This is a genomic window from Nisaea sediminum, assembly GCF_014904705.1.
Taxonomy (GTDB): domain Bacteria; phylum Pseudomonadota; class Alphaproteobacteria; order Thalassobaculales; family Thalassobaculaceae; genus Nisaea; species Nisaea sediminum.
This window is the reverse complement of record NZ_JACZCQ010000013.1, coordinates 89,858-105,497: the sequence shown is the minus strand read 5'-3', so window position 1 is coordinate 105,497 and position 15,640 is coordinate 89,858. Positions and strand designations below refer to the sequence as shown.

At 63.9% G+C, this 15,640-nt stretch carries 13 protein-coding genes; 5 read left to right on the top strand and 8 right to left on the bottom strand.

Annotated elements, in window-relative coordinates; translation table 11 throughout:
* The first annotated feature begins 70 nt into the window (after positions 1–70).
* A complete protein-coding gene (locus tag IG122_RS21560) occupies positions 71–850 on the top strand; it encodes a potassium channel family protein (RefSeq protein ID WP_193188527.1) in 780 nt (259 codons plus the stop codon).
* 6 nt (positions 851–856) lie between these two features.
* On the opposite strand, the gene IG122_RS21555 is transcribed toward IG122_RS21560, so the two are convergent.
* A complete protein-coding gene (locus IG122_RS21555; protein ID WP_193188525.1) occupies positions 857–1,222 on the bottom strand; it encodes a winged helix-turn-helix transcriptional regulator in 366 nt (121 codons plus the stop codon).
* A 131-nt stretch (positions 1,223–1,353) separates the two neighbouring features.
* On the opposite strand from IG122_RS21555, the gene IG122_RS21550 reads away from it, so the two are divergent.
* Positions 1,354–2,430 (top strand): NAD(P)H-dependent flavin oxidoreductase, encoded by a 1,077-nt coding sequence (locus IG122_RS21550; protein ID WP_193188523.1) that lies wholly within the window; start codon positions 1,354–1,356, stop codon positions 2,428–2,430.
* 64 nt (positions 2,431–2,494) lie between these two features.
* Positions 2,495–3,115, top strand: coding sequence for a glutathione transferase GstA (gstA, locus tag IG122_RS21545; protein WP_193188521.1), 621 nt, complete (start codon positions 2,495–2,497; stop codon positions 3,113–3,115).
* On the opposite strand, the gene IG122_RS21540 is transcribed toward gstA, so the two are convergent.
* Entirely contained in the window at positions 3,116–3,886 is a 771-nt protein-coding gene (locus IG122_RS21540; RefSeq protein WP_193188519.1) for a metallophosphoesterase family protein, read from the bottom strand.
* A 167-nt stretch (positions 3,887–4,053) separates the two neighbouring features.
* Between IG122_RS21540 and IG122_RS21535 the strand changes: the two genes are divergently transcribed.
* Positions 4,054–6,120: a methyl-accepting chemotaxis protein gene (locus IG122_RS21535; protein ID WP_193188518.1), complete on the top strand. Its 2,067-nt coding sequence runs from the start codon at positions 4,054–4,056 to the stop codon at positions 6,118–6,120.
* A 12-nt stretch (positions 6,121–6,132) separates the two neighbouring features.
* On the opposite strand, the gene IG122_RS21530 is transcribed toward IG122_RS21535, so the two are convergent.
* From IG122_RS21530 to IG122_RS21505, 6 genes are all read right to left on the bottom strand, one after another.
* Positions 6,133–6,732 (bottom strand): sarcosine oxidase subunit gamma, encoded by a 600-nt coding sequence (locus IG122_RS21530; protein WP_193188517.1) that lies wholly within the window; start codon positions 6,730–6,732, stop codon positions 6,133–6,135.
* Positions 6,725–9,736 carry a sarcosine oxidase subunit alpha gene (locus IG122_RS21525; protein ID WP_193188516.1) on the bottom strand — a complete coding sequence of 1,004 codons (3,012 nt, stop codon included), beginning with the start codon at positions 9,734–9,736 and terminating at the stop codon, positions 6,725–6,727. Before IG122_RS21525 ends, IG122_RS21530 begins: the two co-directional genes overlap by 8 nt.
* Positions 9,733–10,089: a sarcosine oxidase subunit delta gene (locus IG122_RS21520; RefSeq protein WP_193188515.1), complete on the bottom strand. Its 357-nt coding sequence runs from the start codon at positions 10,087–10,089 to the stop codon at positions 9,733–9,735. Before IG122_RS21520 ends, IG122_RS21525 begins: the two co-directional genes overlap by 4 nt.
* An 11-nt stretch (positions 10,090–10,100) precedes the next feature.
* Positions 10,101–11,393, bottom strand: a complete 1,293-nt coding sequence (locus IG122_RS21515) for a sarcosine oxidase subunit beta family protein (protein ID WP_193188514.1) — start codon at positions 11,391–11,393, stop codon at positions 10,101–10,103.
* Positions 11,394–11,510: 117 nt separating this feature from the next.
* Complete coding sequence (locus tag IG122_RS21510) at positions 11,511–12,017, bottom strand: PAS domain-containing protein (protein WP_193188513.1); 507 nt, start codon at positions 12,015–12,017, stop codon at positions 11,511–11,513.
* Positions 12,018–12,339: 322 nt separating this feature from the next.
* The gene (locus tag IG122_RS21505) at positions 12,340–14,271 is read right to left on the bottom strand and encodes a hypothetical protein (RefSeq protein ID WP_193188512.1); all 1,932 of its coding nucleotides are present in this window, start codon (positions 14,269–14,271) and stop codon (positions 12,340–12,342) included.
* Positions 14,272–14,781: 510 nt separating this feature from the next.
* On the opposite strand from IG122_RS21505, the gene IG122_RS21500 reads away from it, so the two are divergent.
* Positions 14,782–15,603 (top strand): alpha/beta fold hydrolase, encoded by an 822-nt coding sequence (locus IG122_RS21500; protein ID WP_193188511.1) that lies wholly within the window; start codon positions 14,782–14,784, stop codon positions 15,601–15,603.
* Positions 15,604–15,640 lie beyond the last annotated feature (37 nt).

Here is a 15,640-nt window from a genome sequence, read left to right as displayed (position 1 = left end):
CAGCGCACCCATGTCCCCGAGCGCCGAGGGCCGCTAGAGTGACGCGCGAACGGAACGGGATATTTACTGCATGGCCGACACGAAACTGAAGAAAACGCTGGAACTGCTCTATACCGGACGCAGCCGCGAGGCGGCGCTGTTCCGATATGCGCTGATCGTGTTCGATATCTTCACGATCGGTTTCTTCATCGTCACCATCCCGCTGACGCCGTCACGCGAGATTTTCCTGGTGGACGGTCTCATCGGCCTGCTGATCCTCGGCGATTTCCTCGCCCGCTTCTGGATCGCGCCGGACCGGTTCCGGATGCTGCGGCAGATCTACACGATTGCGGATATCTTCGTGATCCTCTCGCTCGTGCTGGCGCCCATCTTCAGCCAGAACCTCGTGTTCCTTCGAGTCCTCCGGGCGCTCCGGCTTCTGCATTCCTATCACGTGCTCCGGGACCTCCGCTCGGAGACGCCGTTCTTCCGGCGGAACGAGGAGGTGATCCTGAGCGCGGTCAATCTCGGCGTCTTCGTCTTCTTCGTGACCTCGCTCGTCTTCGTCATGCAGTTCGGCGACAATCCGGGGATCGAGGATTTCATCGCCGCGCTCTATTTCACGGTCTCCGCGCTGACCACGACCGGCTTCGGCGACATCGTCCTGACCGGAACGGCGGGACGGCTGCTCGCCGTCCTCATCATGGTCGTCGGCGTAGCGCTCTTCCTGCGGCTGGCGCAGGCCGTCTTCCGGCCGCAGAAGGTCGCCTATACCTGCCCGTCCTGCGGCCTCAGCCGGCACGAGGAGGATGCCGTTCACTGCAAGCATTGCGGCGAGCCGCTGAAGATCGAGACGGAGGGGCTCGACTGAGCCCGTTCAGGCCGCCGCCTCTGCAGCCTGTTTCCTCGCCTTCAGCTTGTGCCCGACCGCGACGATGGCGTTGATCGCCGGGACCAGTTCCTCGCCGAGATCGGTCAGTGCATATTCGACCGAGGGTGGCGACGTCGGCTTCACCGTGCGGGCGATGACGCCGAGCTCCTGCAGCTCTTTCAGACGCTGCGTCAGCATCTTCGAGGACACTCCCGGGATGTCCGCCTTCAGTTCGCTGAAGCGGCGTGGGGACTCGCTCAGATACCAGATGATGTTTGGCGCCCAGGCGCCGCCGATGACACTGAGACAGGTGCTGAGCGGACATCCTTCCGGCGGCGGCGCGACCTTGTTCTTCCGCATCTTCAAAGCCATGGGGGATCACCTCCCGGTGCGATGGTTACCGGAGCGTAACCGGATAATATGGTTACAAAAGGAAACCTGGTTTACAAGGGTAATCATCGCCCTTAGGTCTGAGAACGTCATTGCAGCAACGGGAGCATCCGATGACGTTCACGACCGACGCGGCGGCCAGGCTCGGCATCCGCCATCCGATCATCCAGGGACCGTTCGGCGGCGGTCTCTCGACCGTGGAACTGGCGGCCAAGGTTTCCACTGCCGGAGGGCTCGGCTCCTTCGGCGCCCATGTCACCGCGCCGGAGGATCTGGCGGATCTCACCCGCCGCCTTTCGGACGCAACGGACGCGCCCTTCGCGCTCAATCTCTGGGTCTCCGACCACGATCCGGGCGGGGAGCATCCGAGCGCGGCCCAGTTCGAGCGCTACTATCCAATTTTCGCGCCCTATTACGAGGAACTCGGGCTGCCCGCGCCGGTCCTGCCGGAGCGCTTCCACCACCGCTTCGAGCACCAGGTCGAGGCGCTGCTGGAAGCGCGCCCGCCGGTCTTCAGCTTCGTTTTCGGCATTCCCGGGAAGAAGATCCTCGAGGAATGCCGCAGGCTGGGCATCGTCACGGTCGGCGCCGCCACGACGCTGGCCGAGGCGGAGGCGCTGAACGCCGCCGGTGTCGATCTCATCGTCGCCACCGGGCTCGAGGCGGGCGGGCATCGGGTCTCCTTCCTCGCGCCTGCGGAGGAGAGCCTGACAGGAACCTTCTCGCTGGTGCAGATCGCCGCCGCGCATGTGAGGGCGCCGGTGATCGCCGCAGGCGGGATCGTCGACGGGCGGGGCGTACGGGCGGCGCTGGCTCTTGGTGCCGGGGCGGCGCAGATCGGGACCGCTTTCCTCGCCTGTACAGAATCCGGAACCAGCGAGGCGCACCGTGACCTGCTTTTCACCGACGCGGTCCGCGAGACCACGCTGACCCGGTCCTATACCGGCCGCCTTGCGCGGGGGATTCGCAACCGCTGGATCCAAGAGATGGAGGCGCACGGCAACAAGCTGCCGCCGTTCCCGGTCCAGAGCTGGTTCTTCGGCGCGATCAAGGCCGCGGCTCTGGAAGAGGGACGGGACGATCTGCTCTCGCTCTATGCCGGCCAGTCGGCGCCGAACCTGAAGCACCGCTCCGCGACCGCTCTCATGGACGAACTGATCGCGGATCTTGAGACTACCCGCGCCGCATGAGCGGCTCAGGGCCTTTCATCCGGTGGCGATGCCGCCGGATCCACCCTGTCAGAGGAGGACAGACATGAAGCTCTACTACATTCCGGGAGCCTGCTCCCTTGCCACGCACATCGTTCTGCACGAACTCGGTGCCGCCTTTACGACGGAGCGGGTCGACAGCAAGACCCACAAGACCGAAACCGGGGCCGATTACTACGCGGTGAACAGCAAGGGTTACGTCCCGGCACTGGCGCTCGATGGCGGGGACGTGCTGACCGAAGGGCCGGCGATCGTCCAGTATCTTGCCGACAATTCCGGCCGGAAAGATCTTTCCCCGGCCCTCGGCAGCGTGGAGCGGGCGCGGGTGCAGGCGCATCTGAACTTCGTCGGCACCGAGCTGCACAAGTCCTTCAGTCCGCTCTTCAAGCCGGATTCGACCGAGGACGAGAAGAACGCGGCACGCAGGAAGGTCAATCTTCGCCTTGATGACGTCGAGAAGGAGCTGTCCGACGGACGCCAGTTCTTCCTCGGCGACGCCTTCTCGGTCGCGGATCCCTATCTCTTCACGGTTGCCAACTGGGCGAATTTCACCGGGCTCGGTCTCGGCGAACGCCCGAACCTGAAGGCCTACGTCGCGCGCATGGCCGAGCGTCCGTCCGTCAAGGCGGCCATGAAGGCCGAAGGGCTGCTGAAGGACGCCGCCTGATCAGGCCCCCACAATCGACGCGAAGGTCTCGTTGCTGATCCATCCGGTGGCGAGACCTTCGGCCCAGGACGGGGCGGCGCGGTCCATGGCCAGCCGTGCCATTTCCAGATTGTCGTAGGGCACCTGCCGGTGGGTGACCGACCAGCCGGCGGCCCGCTTCTCCAGGATTGCGTAGCAGGCGCCCGGATGGCCGGCCTGCACTTTGTGCGGGGCCGGCTCGATGTCGATATAGGCCGGGCAGCCGACGGAGCCCGGATTGACGATCAGGCGCCCGTCCGCCAGCGCCACGGTGCGGGATAGGTGCGTGTGGGCGCAGAGGATGAGTTTCTGTTCGATATTCTGGGCCCTGGCCTCGATGTCTTTCAGCGCGGCGCTTCGCACCCGGCCGTCATCGGTCACCTGTTCCAGCCAGTAGGTATTGTCGTCCTCGGGCGTGCCGTGACAGAGAAAGACCTCATCGCGCCAGACCATGGTGGCCGGGAGTGTCCGGATCCAGTCGAGCGTTTCCGAGGCCAGCTGGTCGTGCGCGATCCTGTCCGAGCGGCCCATCTCTTCCGGGACCTGCTCGACCAGCCAGCGGTCGTGGTTGCCGCGGATCGAGACCGCGCCGATCCCGCGCAACAGTTCCGCCGTGCCCTCGGCGTCGAGCGGAGAGCTGAAGAAATCGCCGAGATTGACGATGTCGGCAATGCCTTCGTTCGCGATGTCTTCGAGAACGGCCTGGAGGGCGAGGCTGTTGCCGTGAATATCGGCGATGGCGGCGAATTTCATGGGTCGGTTTCCCAGTCGCGGCTTCGGGCGTTGTCGCTGCAAATCTTGTTGCGCATCGATCGTCCGGGACGATCCGGCAATTAGAGTAACGTCAATTTCACTTTTTTATGAGACCTTTAACAATCGATTATGGGCGGAAGTCTTATTCCCAAGCGGTGAGAGAGAAAATGTCAGAGACAGCACGGACTACGCTCGGTGTGCGCGGGCGTCTCATCCTCTACGTGACGCTGATGCTGTTGGTCGGCTACGGCGTTGTCGGAGGGTACTCCGTGCAGAAGACCTTCCAGGAAGTGGCGCGGGGCTCGGAGCAGACCGTCCAAGCGGTCGCGGAAGGCGCGGTCCTGAACGTGCAGGGTTTCATCCAGCCGGCCATCGACGTCGCCGAATCCATTGCCCAAGCCTCTGAGGGCGCAATGAGAAGCGGCGTCACCCGCGAGCAACTCGGCGATGTCGTGTCGGCGATCGTCGTCGCCAACAGGCGCTTTGTCGGCAGCACCGCCGCCTTCGAGCCGAACGGCTATGACGGCAAGGACGATGCGTACAAAGGCAAGGCGCCGATCAACGACAAGGACGGCCGCATGGTGCCGTATTTCTACAACAAATCCGGCGGCGGCGTCGGGATCGAAGAACTGGTGATGACAATCGAGGCCGGGATCGAAGGTTGGTATCTCGCCCCCCTGAACAAGAACCGGACCATGGTCGTCGACCCCTACATTTATCCGGTGGAGGGAAAGGACGTGCTGATGACCACGATCAGCGTTCCGATCCGCAAGTCCGGCAAGGCAGTGGGAATCGCGACCATCGATATGGATATGACGCGGCTGCGCGAGGAACTTTCGAAGATCGCACCGCTCGGTGTCGGGCAATTGATGCTGGTTTCCAGCGCCGGGATCTGGGCGAGTCACCCGGATGCATCGCTGCTCGGCAAGCCGGTGGCTGCCGACGATCCGGTTGCCGGACTGATGGGCGCCGCGTCCGAGCGGAGCGCCGAGATCGGCGCAGATGTCTATTACAGCTTCCCGGTGCCGTTCCGCGGCCCGGACGAAGTCTGGCAGGTCCTGGTCAAGGTTCCGAGTGCTGCGGTGACGGAACGGGCCTGGTTCGCGGCCCTGACCATCGGCACCATCACCGTTCTGGCGATCGTGCTCGGAAGCGCGGTTTTCTGGTTCCTCGGCTCTGCGATCGCCAAGCCGATCCTGGCGCTGGCGGACACCACGCAGAAGATTGCCGAGGGCGACCTCAGGGTCAAAGTGGACGGCATCGGGCGGGGCGACGAACTCGGCCTCCTCGCCAAGGCCGTTCAAGTCCTGCGGGACGGCCAGGCGGCAAGAGTGGCACTCGAGTCCGAGCAGGAAGAGCTGAAGGTAAAGGCGGAGCAATCCCGCAAACAGGCCATGGAGGAAATGGCGCAACGCCTGGAGACAGAGGTCCGCAATGTGATGGATGCGCTTGAGCGTTCCGTCTCCACCGTGGACAGCGAGTCCGGAGAGATGGAAGCGACCATGGACCGGAGCGCAACCCTGGTCACTTCTGTCACCGGTGCGACAGATCAGGCATCGAATAATGTGCAGGCGGTTGCCGCCGCGTCCGAACAGATGACCGCCTCGATCCAGGAGATCAGCGGTCAGGTCGGGCGGGCCTCCACCATCACGCGGACGGCGGTGGAGGAGATCGATTCCGCGAGCGGCACCGTCGCGACCGTCGTCGAATCCGCCAAGAGTGTCGAGGACGTCGTCGATTTGATCAACGACATTGCGGAGCAGACCAATCTGCTGGCCCTCAATGCCACCATCGAGGCGGCGCGGGCCGGGGAGGCGGGCAAGGGCTTCGCCGTCGTCGCGAGCGAGGTGAAGGCGCTGGCCAACCAGACTTCCAGCGCGACGGACGAGATCACCGGCCAGATCAACTCCATGCGGGCGGCTTCCGAGAACGCCGCGGCGGCAATGAAGAACATCACCGAGCGGATCAGAGAGATCGACGATGTTTCCGGTTCGATCGCCGCGGCTATCGAGGAGCAAGCAGCCTCGGCCCGGGAAATCTCCTCGAACGCCAACGAGGCGGCGCGATTCTCGGCTGAGGTCTCGCGCGATATCGGCGAGATCGATGAGGCAAGCCGAACCGCCCGCTCTGCGGTGGACAAGGTACGGAACGTAACGCGTCAACTCAGCACGGATGCGGCCGGGCTCAGCCGCACCGTCGCCGATTTCGTGCGCAGCCTGCGCAGCGATGCGTGAAGGATAGCGGGGTCAGGCCGCTTCGATCCTGACCCCGAATTCGAGACCGGCATCCTCCAGATACATCCAGAGATATTCGGCGAAGCTCGCCCGTACGAGGATGTCGTAGGTCGGCGCCTCGTCGAGCTGGTCGAACAGCACGGTGATGCGGCCGATATGGCTCTGAGCGCATTTGCCGGGACCGAACTCGCGCGGATGCAGGTCGATGGCGCAACCCTTGGCCATGACGTCGCGGGCATGGCGGCCCGAGAGCCGGATCATGGTGTGATGCTCCGTCACCTCGGTCACGGCGGCATGCTGACCCTCCAGCGCCTCTGCGAGCTTGGCCGCGAGCGCCGGATCGTCGCCATAGACCATCCACTCGTCCGGGCCGGTCCAGAGGATGCGGACATCCTTCGCGGCGGCAACCGAGTTGGCCTCCGCCGGAGGAACGACGCCGAGCACGGATTTCACCGCCGAGACGAAGGCTTTCTCGGAGAGATGGCCGCGCAGCACCAGCTTGGTGCGGAACGGGATCTCGGTCAGGACCACGCCGGCATCGGACGGGCCGCCGATGATGATCTCGAGCGGGTCGAGCGCGGTGCGCGCCTTCAGGTTTTCCAGATCAGCCATCGATCCGCTTCCCTTCCAGATCAAAGAACCGGGGTTCGGTCACCGTCACCTTCACGAGCTTGTCCTCGAGCGGCACATGCAGGGTCTGGCCGTGCCGCTTGTGGCCGCCTTTGATCAGCGCCATGGCGATGGAGCGGCCGCAATTCGGGCTGTAGTAGCTCGAGGTCACGTGGCCGAGCATGTCCATCGGCGGCTGCGGTTTCAGATGCTCGACAACGTGTCCGCCTTCCGGCAGCACGATGTTAGGATCTTCTGTCAGCAAGCCGACGAGCTGTTTGCGGTCCTCGGCCGCCATCGAGGCGCGTTCCAGCGAGCGCTTGCCGATGAAATCCGGCTTCTGCTTGGAGACGATCCAGTCCATCCCGAGATCGAGCGGCGTCACCGTGCCGTCGGTTTCCTGGCCGACGATGATGAAGCCTTTCTCGGCGCGGAGCACGTGCATGGTCTCGGTGCCGTAGGGCGTGATGTCGAATTCCTTGCCCGCCTCCATCAGCGCTTCCCAGAGGGCAAGGCCGTAGCGCGCCGGTACGTTCACCTCGAAGGAGAGCTCGCCGGTGAAGGAGATTCGGTAGATCTTCGCCGGGATTCCCGCGACGGTCCCCTCCTTCATTGACATGAAGGGGAAGGCCGCGGCGGAGAAGTCGGTGTCGGAGCAGAGCTTCTCCAGCAGCGCCCGGCTCTTCCGACCGTTCACCGCGACGACGGACCATTGCTCGGTTACCGAAGTGAAGAAGACCTTCAACTCCGGCCATTCCGTCTGGTGCCACTCCTCCAGCCAGGAGAGCACGTTCGCCGCGCCGCCGGTGGTGGTGGTCATGTGGAAATGGTTCTCGCCGATCCGCGTGGTCACGCCGTCATCCATGACCATGCCGTCTTCCTTAAGCATCAGTCCGTAACGGCAGCGCCCGACGCCGAGCTTGAGCCAGGCATTTGTGTAGATGCGGTTGAGGAACTCGGCGGCGTCCGGGCCCTGGATGTCGATCTTGCCGAGGGTCGAGGCGTCAAGGATGCCGACGCTGTCGCGCACCGCCTTCACCTCGCGGTCGATCGACTGGCGGAAGGTCTCGCCGGGCTTCGGGAAGTACCAGGCGCGCATCCACTGGCCGACATGCTCGAACTTCGCGCCGTGTGCCCGCGCCCACTCGTCGATCCGTGTCTTGCGGATCGGCTCGAACAGTTTGCCGACATTGCGCCCGGTATAGGCGCCGATGGTGGCGGGCGTGTAGGGCGGGCGGAAGGTCGTGGTCCCGGTCGCAGGGATCTCGGAGGCGAGCGTGTCGGAGAGGATCGCGAGCGCGTTGACGTTCGAGGTCTTGCCCTGGTCGGTGCCCATTCCGGTCGTGGTGTAGCGCTTCAGATGCTCGACCGAGCGGTAGCCTTCGCGGGCGGCGAGCTGCACGTCGGCGGCCGTGACGTCGTTCTGGAAATCGACGAAATGCTTGCCCTTGCGCCCGAGCTTCGCCTTGCCCGGCGCGATCCAGAGCGGACGGAGCGCGCCCTGTTCCGGCTCGCTCGATTTCGGCGCTGCGGGCGCGCGGCCCTTGAAACCGGCCTCGCGCGCGGCCTCGGCGCCGAGTTTCAAGCCTTCCTTCAGGACATCGTCGAGCGCGAAACTGCCGTTGCAGGCCCCGGCGCTGGCCAGCGCCTGACTTGCTGTGCCGGGGACGAAGGCGGCCATCTCGTCGTTCCAGGCGAGCTTGCCCTTGGCCTGGGAGAAGAGATGCACCGTCGGGTTCCAGCCGCCGGACATGGCGACGAGATCGCAATTCACCGACTTGGCGGAACCGGTGACACCCGCGCCGGTCGCGTCGAGCTGCATGACCTCGACACCGCTGACCCGGGTCTTGCCCTGCACGGAAACGATGCCGTGGTTTTCGTAGATCGTGATCCCCTTCGCACGGGCTGCGTCTGCGAGCGCGCCGGAGACCGATGTTCGGGCATCGACGATGGCGGCGACCTTGCCGTGCGCCTCCTCGATCGCGAGGGCGGTGCGGTAGGCGTCGTCATTGTTGGTGAAGATCACGACCTTGCGGCCGGGCAGCACGCCGTAGCGGTTGATATAGGCCCGCACGGCCGAGGAGAGCATGACCCCCGGCCGGTCGTTGTCGGAGAAGACCAGCGGCCGTTCGAGGGCACCGGTCGCCAGCACCACGCGCTTCGCCCGGATCTTCCAGAGCCGCTGGCGCGGCGTGTGTTCCGGCGCGGCGCCAAGATGGTCGCTCACCCGCTCCAGCGCGGTCAGATAGTTGTGATCGTAATAGCCGGTCACGGTGCAGCGCTTGACGAGCGTCACGTCCGGCATGGCTTCTAGTTCGGCCACGGTCTCGGCGGCCCAGCGCGCGGGATCCTTGCCGTCGACCGTGCTGTCGCTTTCGGAGAGCAGGGCGCCGCCCCAGTCCGCCGTCTCTTCCATCAGGATCACGCGCGCACCGGTCTTGCCGGCCGCGAGAGCTGCGGCAAGACCGGCGGGACCGCCGCCGACCACCAGAACGTCGGCATGAGCGTGCATCTTCTCGTAGCGGTCCGGATCGCGGTCCTGAGGCGCCTTGCCGAGGCCGGCGGCATTCCGGATCACGTGCTCGTAGGTCATCCAGAGCGAGGCCGGCCACATGAAGGTCTTGTAATAGAAGCCGGAGGGCAGCAGCCGGTGAAAGACCGAGTTGATCGCGCCGATATCGTATTTGAGGCACGGCCAGCGGTTCTGGCTCTCCGCCTGGAGCCCGTCGAAGATCTCGATCTGGGTTGCGCGCAGGTTTGGCTCGGTCCTGTTGCCGGCACCGAGCTGGATCAGAGCGTTCGGCTCTTCCGAACCGGCGCCGAGGATGCCGCGCGGGCGGTGGTACTTGAAGCTGCGGCCGACCAGATGGACGCCGTTCGCGAGCAGGGCCGAGGCGAGCGTGTCGCCCTCATAGCCGCCATAGGTCTTGCCGTCGAAGCGGAAGCGGACCGGTTTCTGGCGGTCGATGCGGCCCCGATCACGGATACGGAAGGATTGCCCGCTCATTTGTCCGACGCTCCCGCTTTCGCGTTCTTCTGCGCGGCGCTCTCGCGCCGCCAGTTGGTCTCGTAGGCCTTTATGCCTTCGGCGCTCTTCGGCAGTTCGCCCATCGGGTAGACCTCGATGATCTCGTCGGTCGCGGTGTTGCGCACCACGTTGAACCAGCGCCGGCAGCCCGCGCTGTGCGACCAGCGTTCGGTGAAGGGACCCTTGGCGTTCTGTTTCAGGAACAGGTACTCGGCCCACTCCGCGTCGCTCAGCTCGGAGGCCTTTAGCGGGCGGGCGATATGGGCCTCACCGCCGTAATGGAACTCATTGTCGTCCCGCGGTCCGCACCAGGGACAGGTGATCAGCAGCATCTCGTCTCTCCCTAGTGCGCGACGCCGGCGGCGCCGTGTTCGTCGATCAGGTAGCCGGTCTCGAAGCGGTTGAGGCTGAACGGCGCGGAAATCCTGTTCGGCTCGTCCTTCGCGATCAGCTCGGCGAAGACGTGGCCCGAGCCCGGCGTCGCCTTGAAGCCGCCGGTGCCCCAGCCGCAATTGAAATAGAGACCTTCGACCGGGGTCTTGGAGATGATCGGCGAGGCGTCGGGGCAGGTATCGACGATGCCGCCCCAGGTGCGCAGCACGCGGAGGCGCGAGACGATCGGATAGAGCTCGACCGCGGCTGCCAGCAGGCCCTCGACCGTCGGCAGGCTGCCGCGCTGGCTGTAGGAATTGTAGCTGTCGACACCGGCGCCCATCACCAGCTCGCCCTTGTCGGATTGGCTGATATACATGTGCACCGCGTTCGACATGATCACCGTGTCGACGCAGGGCTTGATCGGTTCGGAGACCAGGGCCTGCAGCGGCCGGGAGTCGATCGGCAGGTGCAGGCCGGCCATCTCCGCGACGACGCCGGAATGGCCGGCGGTGACGCAGCCGACCTTCTTCGCCCGGATCGTGCCGCGGCTGGTCTCGATCCCGGTCACCTTGCCGCCCTCGCGCAGGATTCCGGTGACCTCGCAGTTCTGAATGATGTCGACGCCGAGATCGTCGGCGGCGCGGGCATAGCCCCAAGCCACGGCATCGTGCCGCGCGGTGCCGCCGCGTTTCTGGATGAAGCCGCCCATGACCGGGTAGCGAATGGTCGGCGAGGTATCGATGATCGGCACCAGCTTCTTGATCTGCCCCGGGGTCATCACCTCGCTGTCGATTCCGTTGAGCCGGATCGCCTCGACCCGGCGCCGCATCTCCTTCAGTTCATGCTCCGAATGGGCGAGGGTGAGCACGCCGCGCTGGGAGAACATGACATTGAAGTTCAGTTCCTGAGAGAGCCCTTCCCAGAGCTTCAGCGCGTGTTCGTAAATCCCCGCGCTCTCGTCCCAGAGATAGTTTGAGCGGATGATGGTGGTGTTCCGACCGGTATTGCCGCCGCCGATCCAGCCCTTCTCGATCACGGCGACATTGCGGATGCCGTGCACCGAGGCGAGATAATAGGCGGTCGCGAGCCCGTGGCCGCCGCCGCCCACGATGATCACGTCATATTCCGGCTTCGGCTCCGGCGAACGCCAGGCCTTCTGCCAGTTCTCGTGATAGCTGAGCGCGTTGCGCGCCAGAGCGAAGATCGAATAGCGGGAAGACCCGCCCTTCAGTGCCCGCATGCCGCTCGCGGAACCCTTCATCGCCTTATGCCCCCGTCAGGACCCTGAAACGTCAGAATGATCGGGACCGTAATCGGAGCTGTCCAGCCCCTGTTGTTCCGGCGCGACCTGTGATGACGGGGAGGGGACAGGCGAGGGTCAGTCGCCGGAGCTTTTGCCCGACGAGTAAATGGTCAGGCCGACATAGCGGCCGATCCGCCCGTCGTCGGTCAGCAGAGGGAAGATCCCGGACTCGTAGGAAAGGTAGTCCTTTCCGACCCAGGTCAGTTTTCCGAAAGTGCGGACAGGACGGCCCTTCTTCAAGAGGGCCTTGAAGCCTTCCACCACCTCCGGCGTGTCCTTGTAGAGGTCGTCGACCCAGGTTCCGGTCGCATCCCGGCCGATCGTTTCTACGATGTTGGTGCCGACGAGGCGATAGCGAAACCTCGGCTCAGGGTCGTCGGTCGCCTCGATAACGAACATGTGGGGCAGGAGGGCGACATGGTCGCGCGGGTCGAAGTCTCTGCGGTAGGGGATCCCGTGATCGCCGCCAAGCCGGCGCCACGCCTCATGCAGCGCTGCCGTTTCCTTGTTCTGGAACGCCAGGGTCAGATCTATCGTGCAGCTCGGCGCTGCATTCGAGGCGATATTTCTTGCAAGAATCAAGCTTTTTAGAGCCTAAGTATATTCATGATCCCATTACGGGTATTTTTTGCGAATAAATAAGAAATGTCCAGATATATCTGAGTAAAATTGCATTCATGAATTCATATTAGTGAGTCTGTTTTTGAACTTTCTGCTGCGGTTTTTAATCGGCGTGTAATTCGTTTGCGTTTTACCTTTTGGTAAACCCGATTATCGGCGGGGGCGCGGAACATTTGGTTGCCGGGCACGGCCTGCTGTTTCGCGCCATGTTTCGGGAACGGCGCGCATCTCCCTATCAGTCCCGCCATTTGCCAAAATTCGAAGTCAATCGATCGGTCGGCGTTCAGTTCAGGCGGAATTTCTGCTGCAGGCCCTCGTGGAACAGGCGCTCTGCATGATCCGCTGGGGTGGCGGCGCCCGCGGGATTGACGGCATACCAGTCTCTATAATCCGCCAGCCGGACAGGGTTCAGGAAGTTCTGGCACTCGGTTCCCCGGTTGGCGGCCTTGAAGCGGAGCAAGTCGTCGAAGGTCACCCCGGTCACTTCCACCTTCGCGATCCGTCCTGCGGCATCGAAATCGAGCACGATACGATTGAGATAGGGATATTGCGCTTCGGCGAGGAGCATCGCGGATCCGCCGGAGCCCGGCGCGGCTGCATAGATCCAGCATCCGACGTGGGACCATTGACGGTACAGCATCCGGACGACGGCATCCCGGGAACCTGGGGTCTCGGCGCCGCCGCGGCCGAAGCGGATCGCGACCGGGTCGCTGATGGACGCTTTGACATCCTGCAGGCGGGCGCCGCTTTTCGCCGCCGAGGCGAGATCGAGCAGAACTTTGCGGACCATCGTTTCCTCGTCTTCCGCGGCGGCCGAGGCGATTTCCTCCGTCTCTTCGACTTTCGGGATCGCAAGCGCGACGAAGGGAGCATCAAGAGCCGTCCAGTCCGCTGCGAGCTCGGACGAGAGCGTAGCGCGGGTGGGATCTGAACAACCATGCGGATCGGCCGGCGAGAGCGAGGTCAGCAATCCGGTCGGACCAGCGGCGATGAAGGTGGCGATGGCGGCATCGTAGCGGCTGAAACGCTCGCGCATCGCGCCGTAGAACTCGATGCAGGTCCGCCCAGCCGTCGCCAGTCCCGCCTCGGCTTCGGCGCTCGCCGCGAGTCTGGAGACGGATTGCTGTCGAAGTTCGGCATAAGCGGCGCGGATCTCTCCGTGACCTGCCGGAGCGAGGCCGTCGATCTGAGACGGGAGCCACCCGCTCGCCGCTCTCGGCAGGACACCGGGCACTGTCAGAATGTTCTCGGGCGCCGTGCCGTCGGCAACGATCTTGGCAAAGAGCAGGGTCGGAGTGGCCCGCGCGCGGATGCTGATCTGCGTCGGTTCGCCGGCTCCGTCGTTCAGCCGAACCATGGTGCCGCCCTCCGTGAGCGTGACAGCCTGTTCATGTTCCGAACGTGCCGCTGCTTCCGGCACGACGGCGGCGATCAAGGGTGCGACGTCGTACGGGAGCGGTTGGCCGAGAAGCTTTTCCAGGCCCTTGATCGCCGGCAGGGTAAAGGCCGGTTCGGAGATTACCCGGATCCTGCGCTCGGGCGTTCCGCCGTCGCGGCGCAGAACCGGATTGCCGGTTCGGCGCGTTCCGTCGGCGAGAGGGAGGTTCGTGCCATCCGCGCTCAATGTTGCGGGCAGGGATCCCGTTCCGTCGCCGTAGGAAACGACCGGCGCCAGCGTGCGTTCGACGATGAAGTCGCAGCAGAACCGATCAAAGCCCTGTTTTTGTGCCGGCGCCGGGGCCGAAACGGTGATTTCTTCGGAGAGGTAACAGTCCGTGAAATGTCCCGCGACAGCCGGGCATGCGATGGCATCGCCGCTCGGGACAACGCTGACATTCAACGGCCGCGCAGACTCGGACAGACAGAGCATGAAAAGTGCGGGACCGCCGACGATGAAAACGGCCAGAAGAGCGGCGATAAGGCCTAAATAACGTCGGCGCGCGGGCTTCGCGGTTACTGCTGGCGCTTCCTTCCGGTCGGATTTCGAGGAACTGCTCTTCTTCTTCTGCGCGGAGGTCTCGGATGTTTTCCGCGCGCCCTGCTCGTCGGTTCTGCGGGCGGTCAGAGCCTCGGGTTTCTTTTTGGCGGCGGCGTCATCGGCCCCGGGCGTTTCCGCACCCTCGGGGTTCGCCGCGGTCGCGGAGCCTGTTTCGTTTTCGTCTTCTGGCTTTGCCTTCGGGCCCTTGGTGCCGTCTGAATCATCCGTCGTCGACATCTCTCAACTCCGCAAGCAACTCGCCCGTTGAAAAGATAAGCGAAATTCCCGGGGAAAACCAATTTGATGCGCGGCGGCGGCATCAGGGATGGACGCTGGAAGGCGGCTTCCCTGATGCCGGCCCGGTGATTTGGCGGCGAAATTGGCTGTGTGAGGCGTGACCGTCGTCTTTTTCCCGCGAAACCGATTCTGGCGGGAGACTATATCTATCTGTTCCAAATGACTTTTTCATGATCGCTCGAAGTGTGGCGCTAAAAAGTAAAAAAAATCGCACACGATTTAATCGCGGATCTTGATGATGTGATTTTAATTCCCATTTCAGTCGTGCACGATGAAATCGAGCGAGAGCAATAATCTCAAAGCGAGATGAACACGATGAAAGACATCCGATTCGGACCCCGACTGACGCGCCGTGCGGCACTGATTGGCGGGGGCCTGCTTGGAACCGGTCTCGCGCTTTACGCCCGGACCGGGACTGCAAACGCACTCGAAAAGATTGGAGATATCGAAATGACCACGTTCACGACCACCGACGGCGTCGAGATTTTTTACAAGGACTGGGGCAAGGGGCAGCCGGTCGTATTCTCTCACGGCTGGCCGCTCTCGGCCGACGCCTGGGACGCGCAGATGCTGTTCTTCGGCCAGCAGGGCTACCGCGTGATCGCGCATGACCGCCGAGGCCACGGCCGTTCGGCTCAGCCATGGGACGACAACAATATGGACCGTTATGCCGACGATCTGGCGGAACTGATCGAGCATCTCGATCTTCGCGACGTGATCCTGATCGGCCACTCGACCGGCGGCGGCGAGGTGTCCCATTACGTCGGCCGGCATGGCAATGACAGGGTGGCGAAGGTCGTGCTGGTCGGTGCGGTTCCGCCGATCATGCTGAAGACAGCGGCCAACCCGAACGGCACCCCGCTCGAGGTTTTCGACGGTATCCGCGAAGGCACAGCCCTCAACCGTTCGCAATTCTTCCGCGATCTGACGGTGCCCTTCTACGGCTTCAATCGCGAGGGCGTCGAGGAAGTGCAGGGGCTGCGCGACAGCTTCTGGCTGCAGGGCATGGCCGGCAGCATCAAGGGCCAGTACGATAGCATCAGGGAATTCTCGGAGGTCGACTATACCGAGGATCTGAAGGCGATCCGGCGGCCGACGCTGATAGTGCATGGCGGTGATGACCAGATCGTGCCGATCGAGGCCTCGGCACATCGCGCCGTCGAATTCGTCAAGGGTGCGGAACTCAAGGTCTACGAGGGCAGCGGCCACGGCCTCGCCCAGCTCGAGGCGGCGCGCTTCAATGCCGACGTGCTGGAATTCATTCGGCGTTGACGGACGGTTTCGGCAACGCAAAAGGGCCGGCGCGAAA

What these genes read in the sequence shown, in the direction of transcription:
- IG122_RS21560 (WP_193188527.1), top strand. Translation starts at nt 71, where the DNA reads ATGGCCGACACGAAACTGAAGAAAACGCTGGAACTGCTCTATACCGGA.
- IG122_RS21555 (WP_193188525.1), bottom strand. Translation starts at nt 1,222, where the DNA reads ATGGCTTTGAAGATGCGGAAGAACAAGGTCGCGCCGCCGCCGGAAGGA.
- IG122_RS21550 (WP_193188523.1), top strand. Translation starts at nt 1,354, where the DNA reads ATGACGTTCACGACCGACGCGGCGGCCAGGCTCGGCATCCGCCATCCG.
- gstA (WP_193188521.1), top strand. Translation starts at nt 2,495, where the DNA reads ATGAAGCTCTACTACATTCCGGGAGCCTGCTCCCTTGCCACGCACATC.
- IG122_RS21540 (WP_193188519.1), bottom strand. Translation starts at nt 3,886, where the DNA reads ATGAAATTCGCCGCCATCGCCGATATTCACGGCAACAGCCTCGCCCTC.
- IG122_RS21535 (WP_193188518.1), top strand. Translation starts at nt 4,054, where the DNA reads ATGTCAGAGACAGCACGGACTACGCTCGGTGTGCGCGGGCGTCTCATC.
- IG122_RS21530 (WP_193188517.1), bottom strand. Translation starts at nt 6,732, where the DNA reads ATGGCTGATCTGGAAAACCTGAAGGCGCGCACCGCGCTCGACCCGCTC.
- IG122_RS21525 (WP_193188516.1), bottom strand. Translation starts at nt 9,736, where the DNA reads ATGAGCGGGCAATCCTTCCGTATCCGTGATCGGGGCCGCATCGACCGC.
- IG122_RS21520 (WP_193188515.1), bottom strand. Translation starts at nt 10,089, where the DNA reads ATGCTGCTGATCACCTGTCCCTGGTGCGGACCGCGGGACGACAATGAG.
- IG122_RS21515 (WP_193188514.1), bottom strand. Translation starts at nt 11,393, where the DNA reads ATGAAGGGTTCCGCGAGCGGCATGCGGGCACTGAAGGGCGGGTCTTCC.
- IG122_RS21505 (WP_193188512.1), bottom strand. Translation starts at nt 14,271, where the DNA reads ATGTCGACGACGGATGATTCAGACGGCACCAAGGGCCCGAAGGCAAAG.
- IG122_RS21500 (WP_193188511.1), top strand. Translation starts at nt 14,782, where the DNA reads ATGACCACGTTCACGACCACCGACGGCGTCGAGATTTTTTACAAGGAC.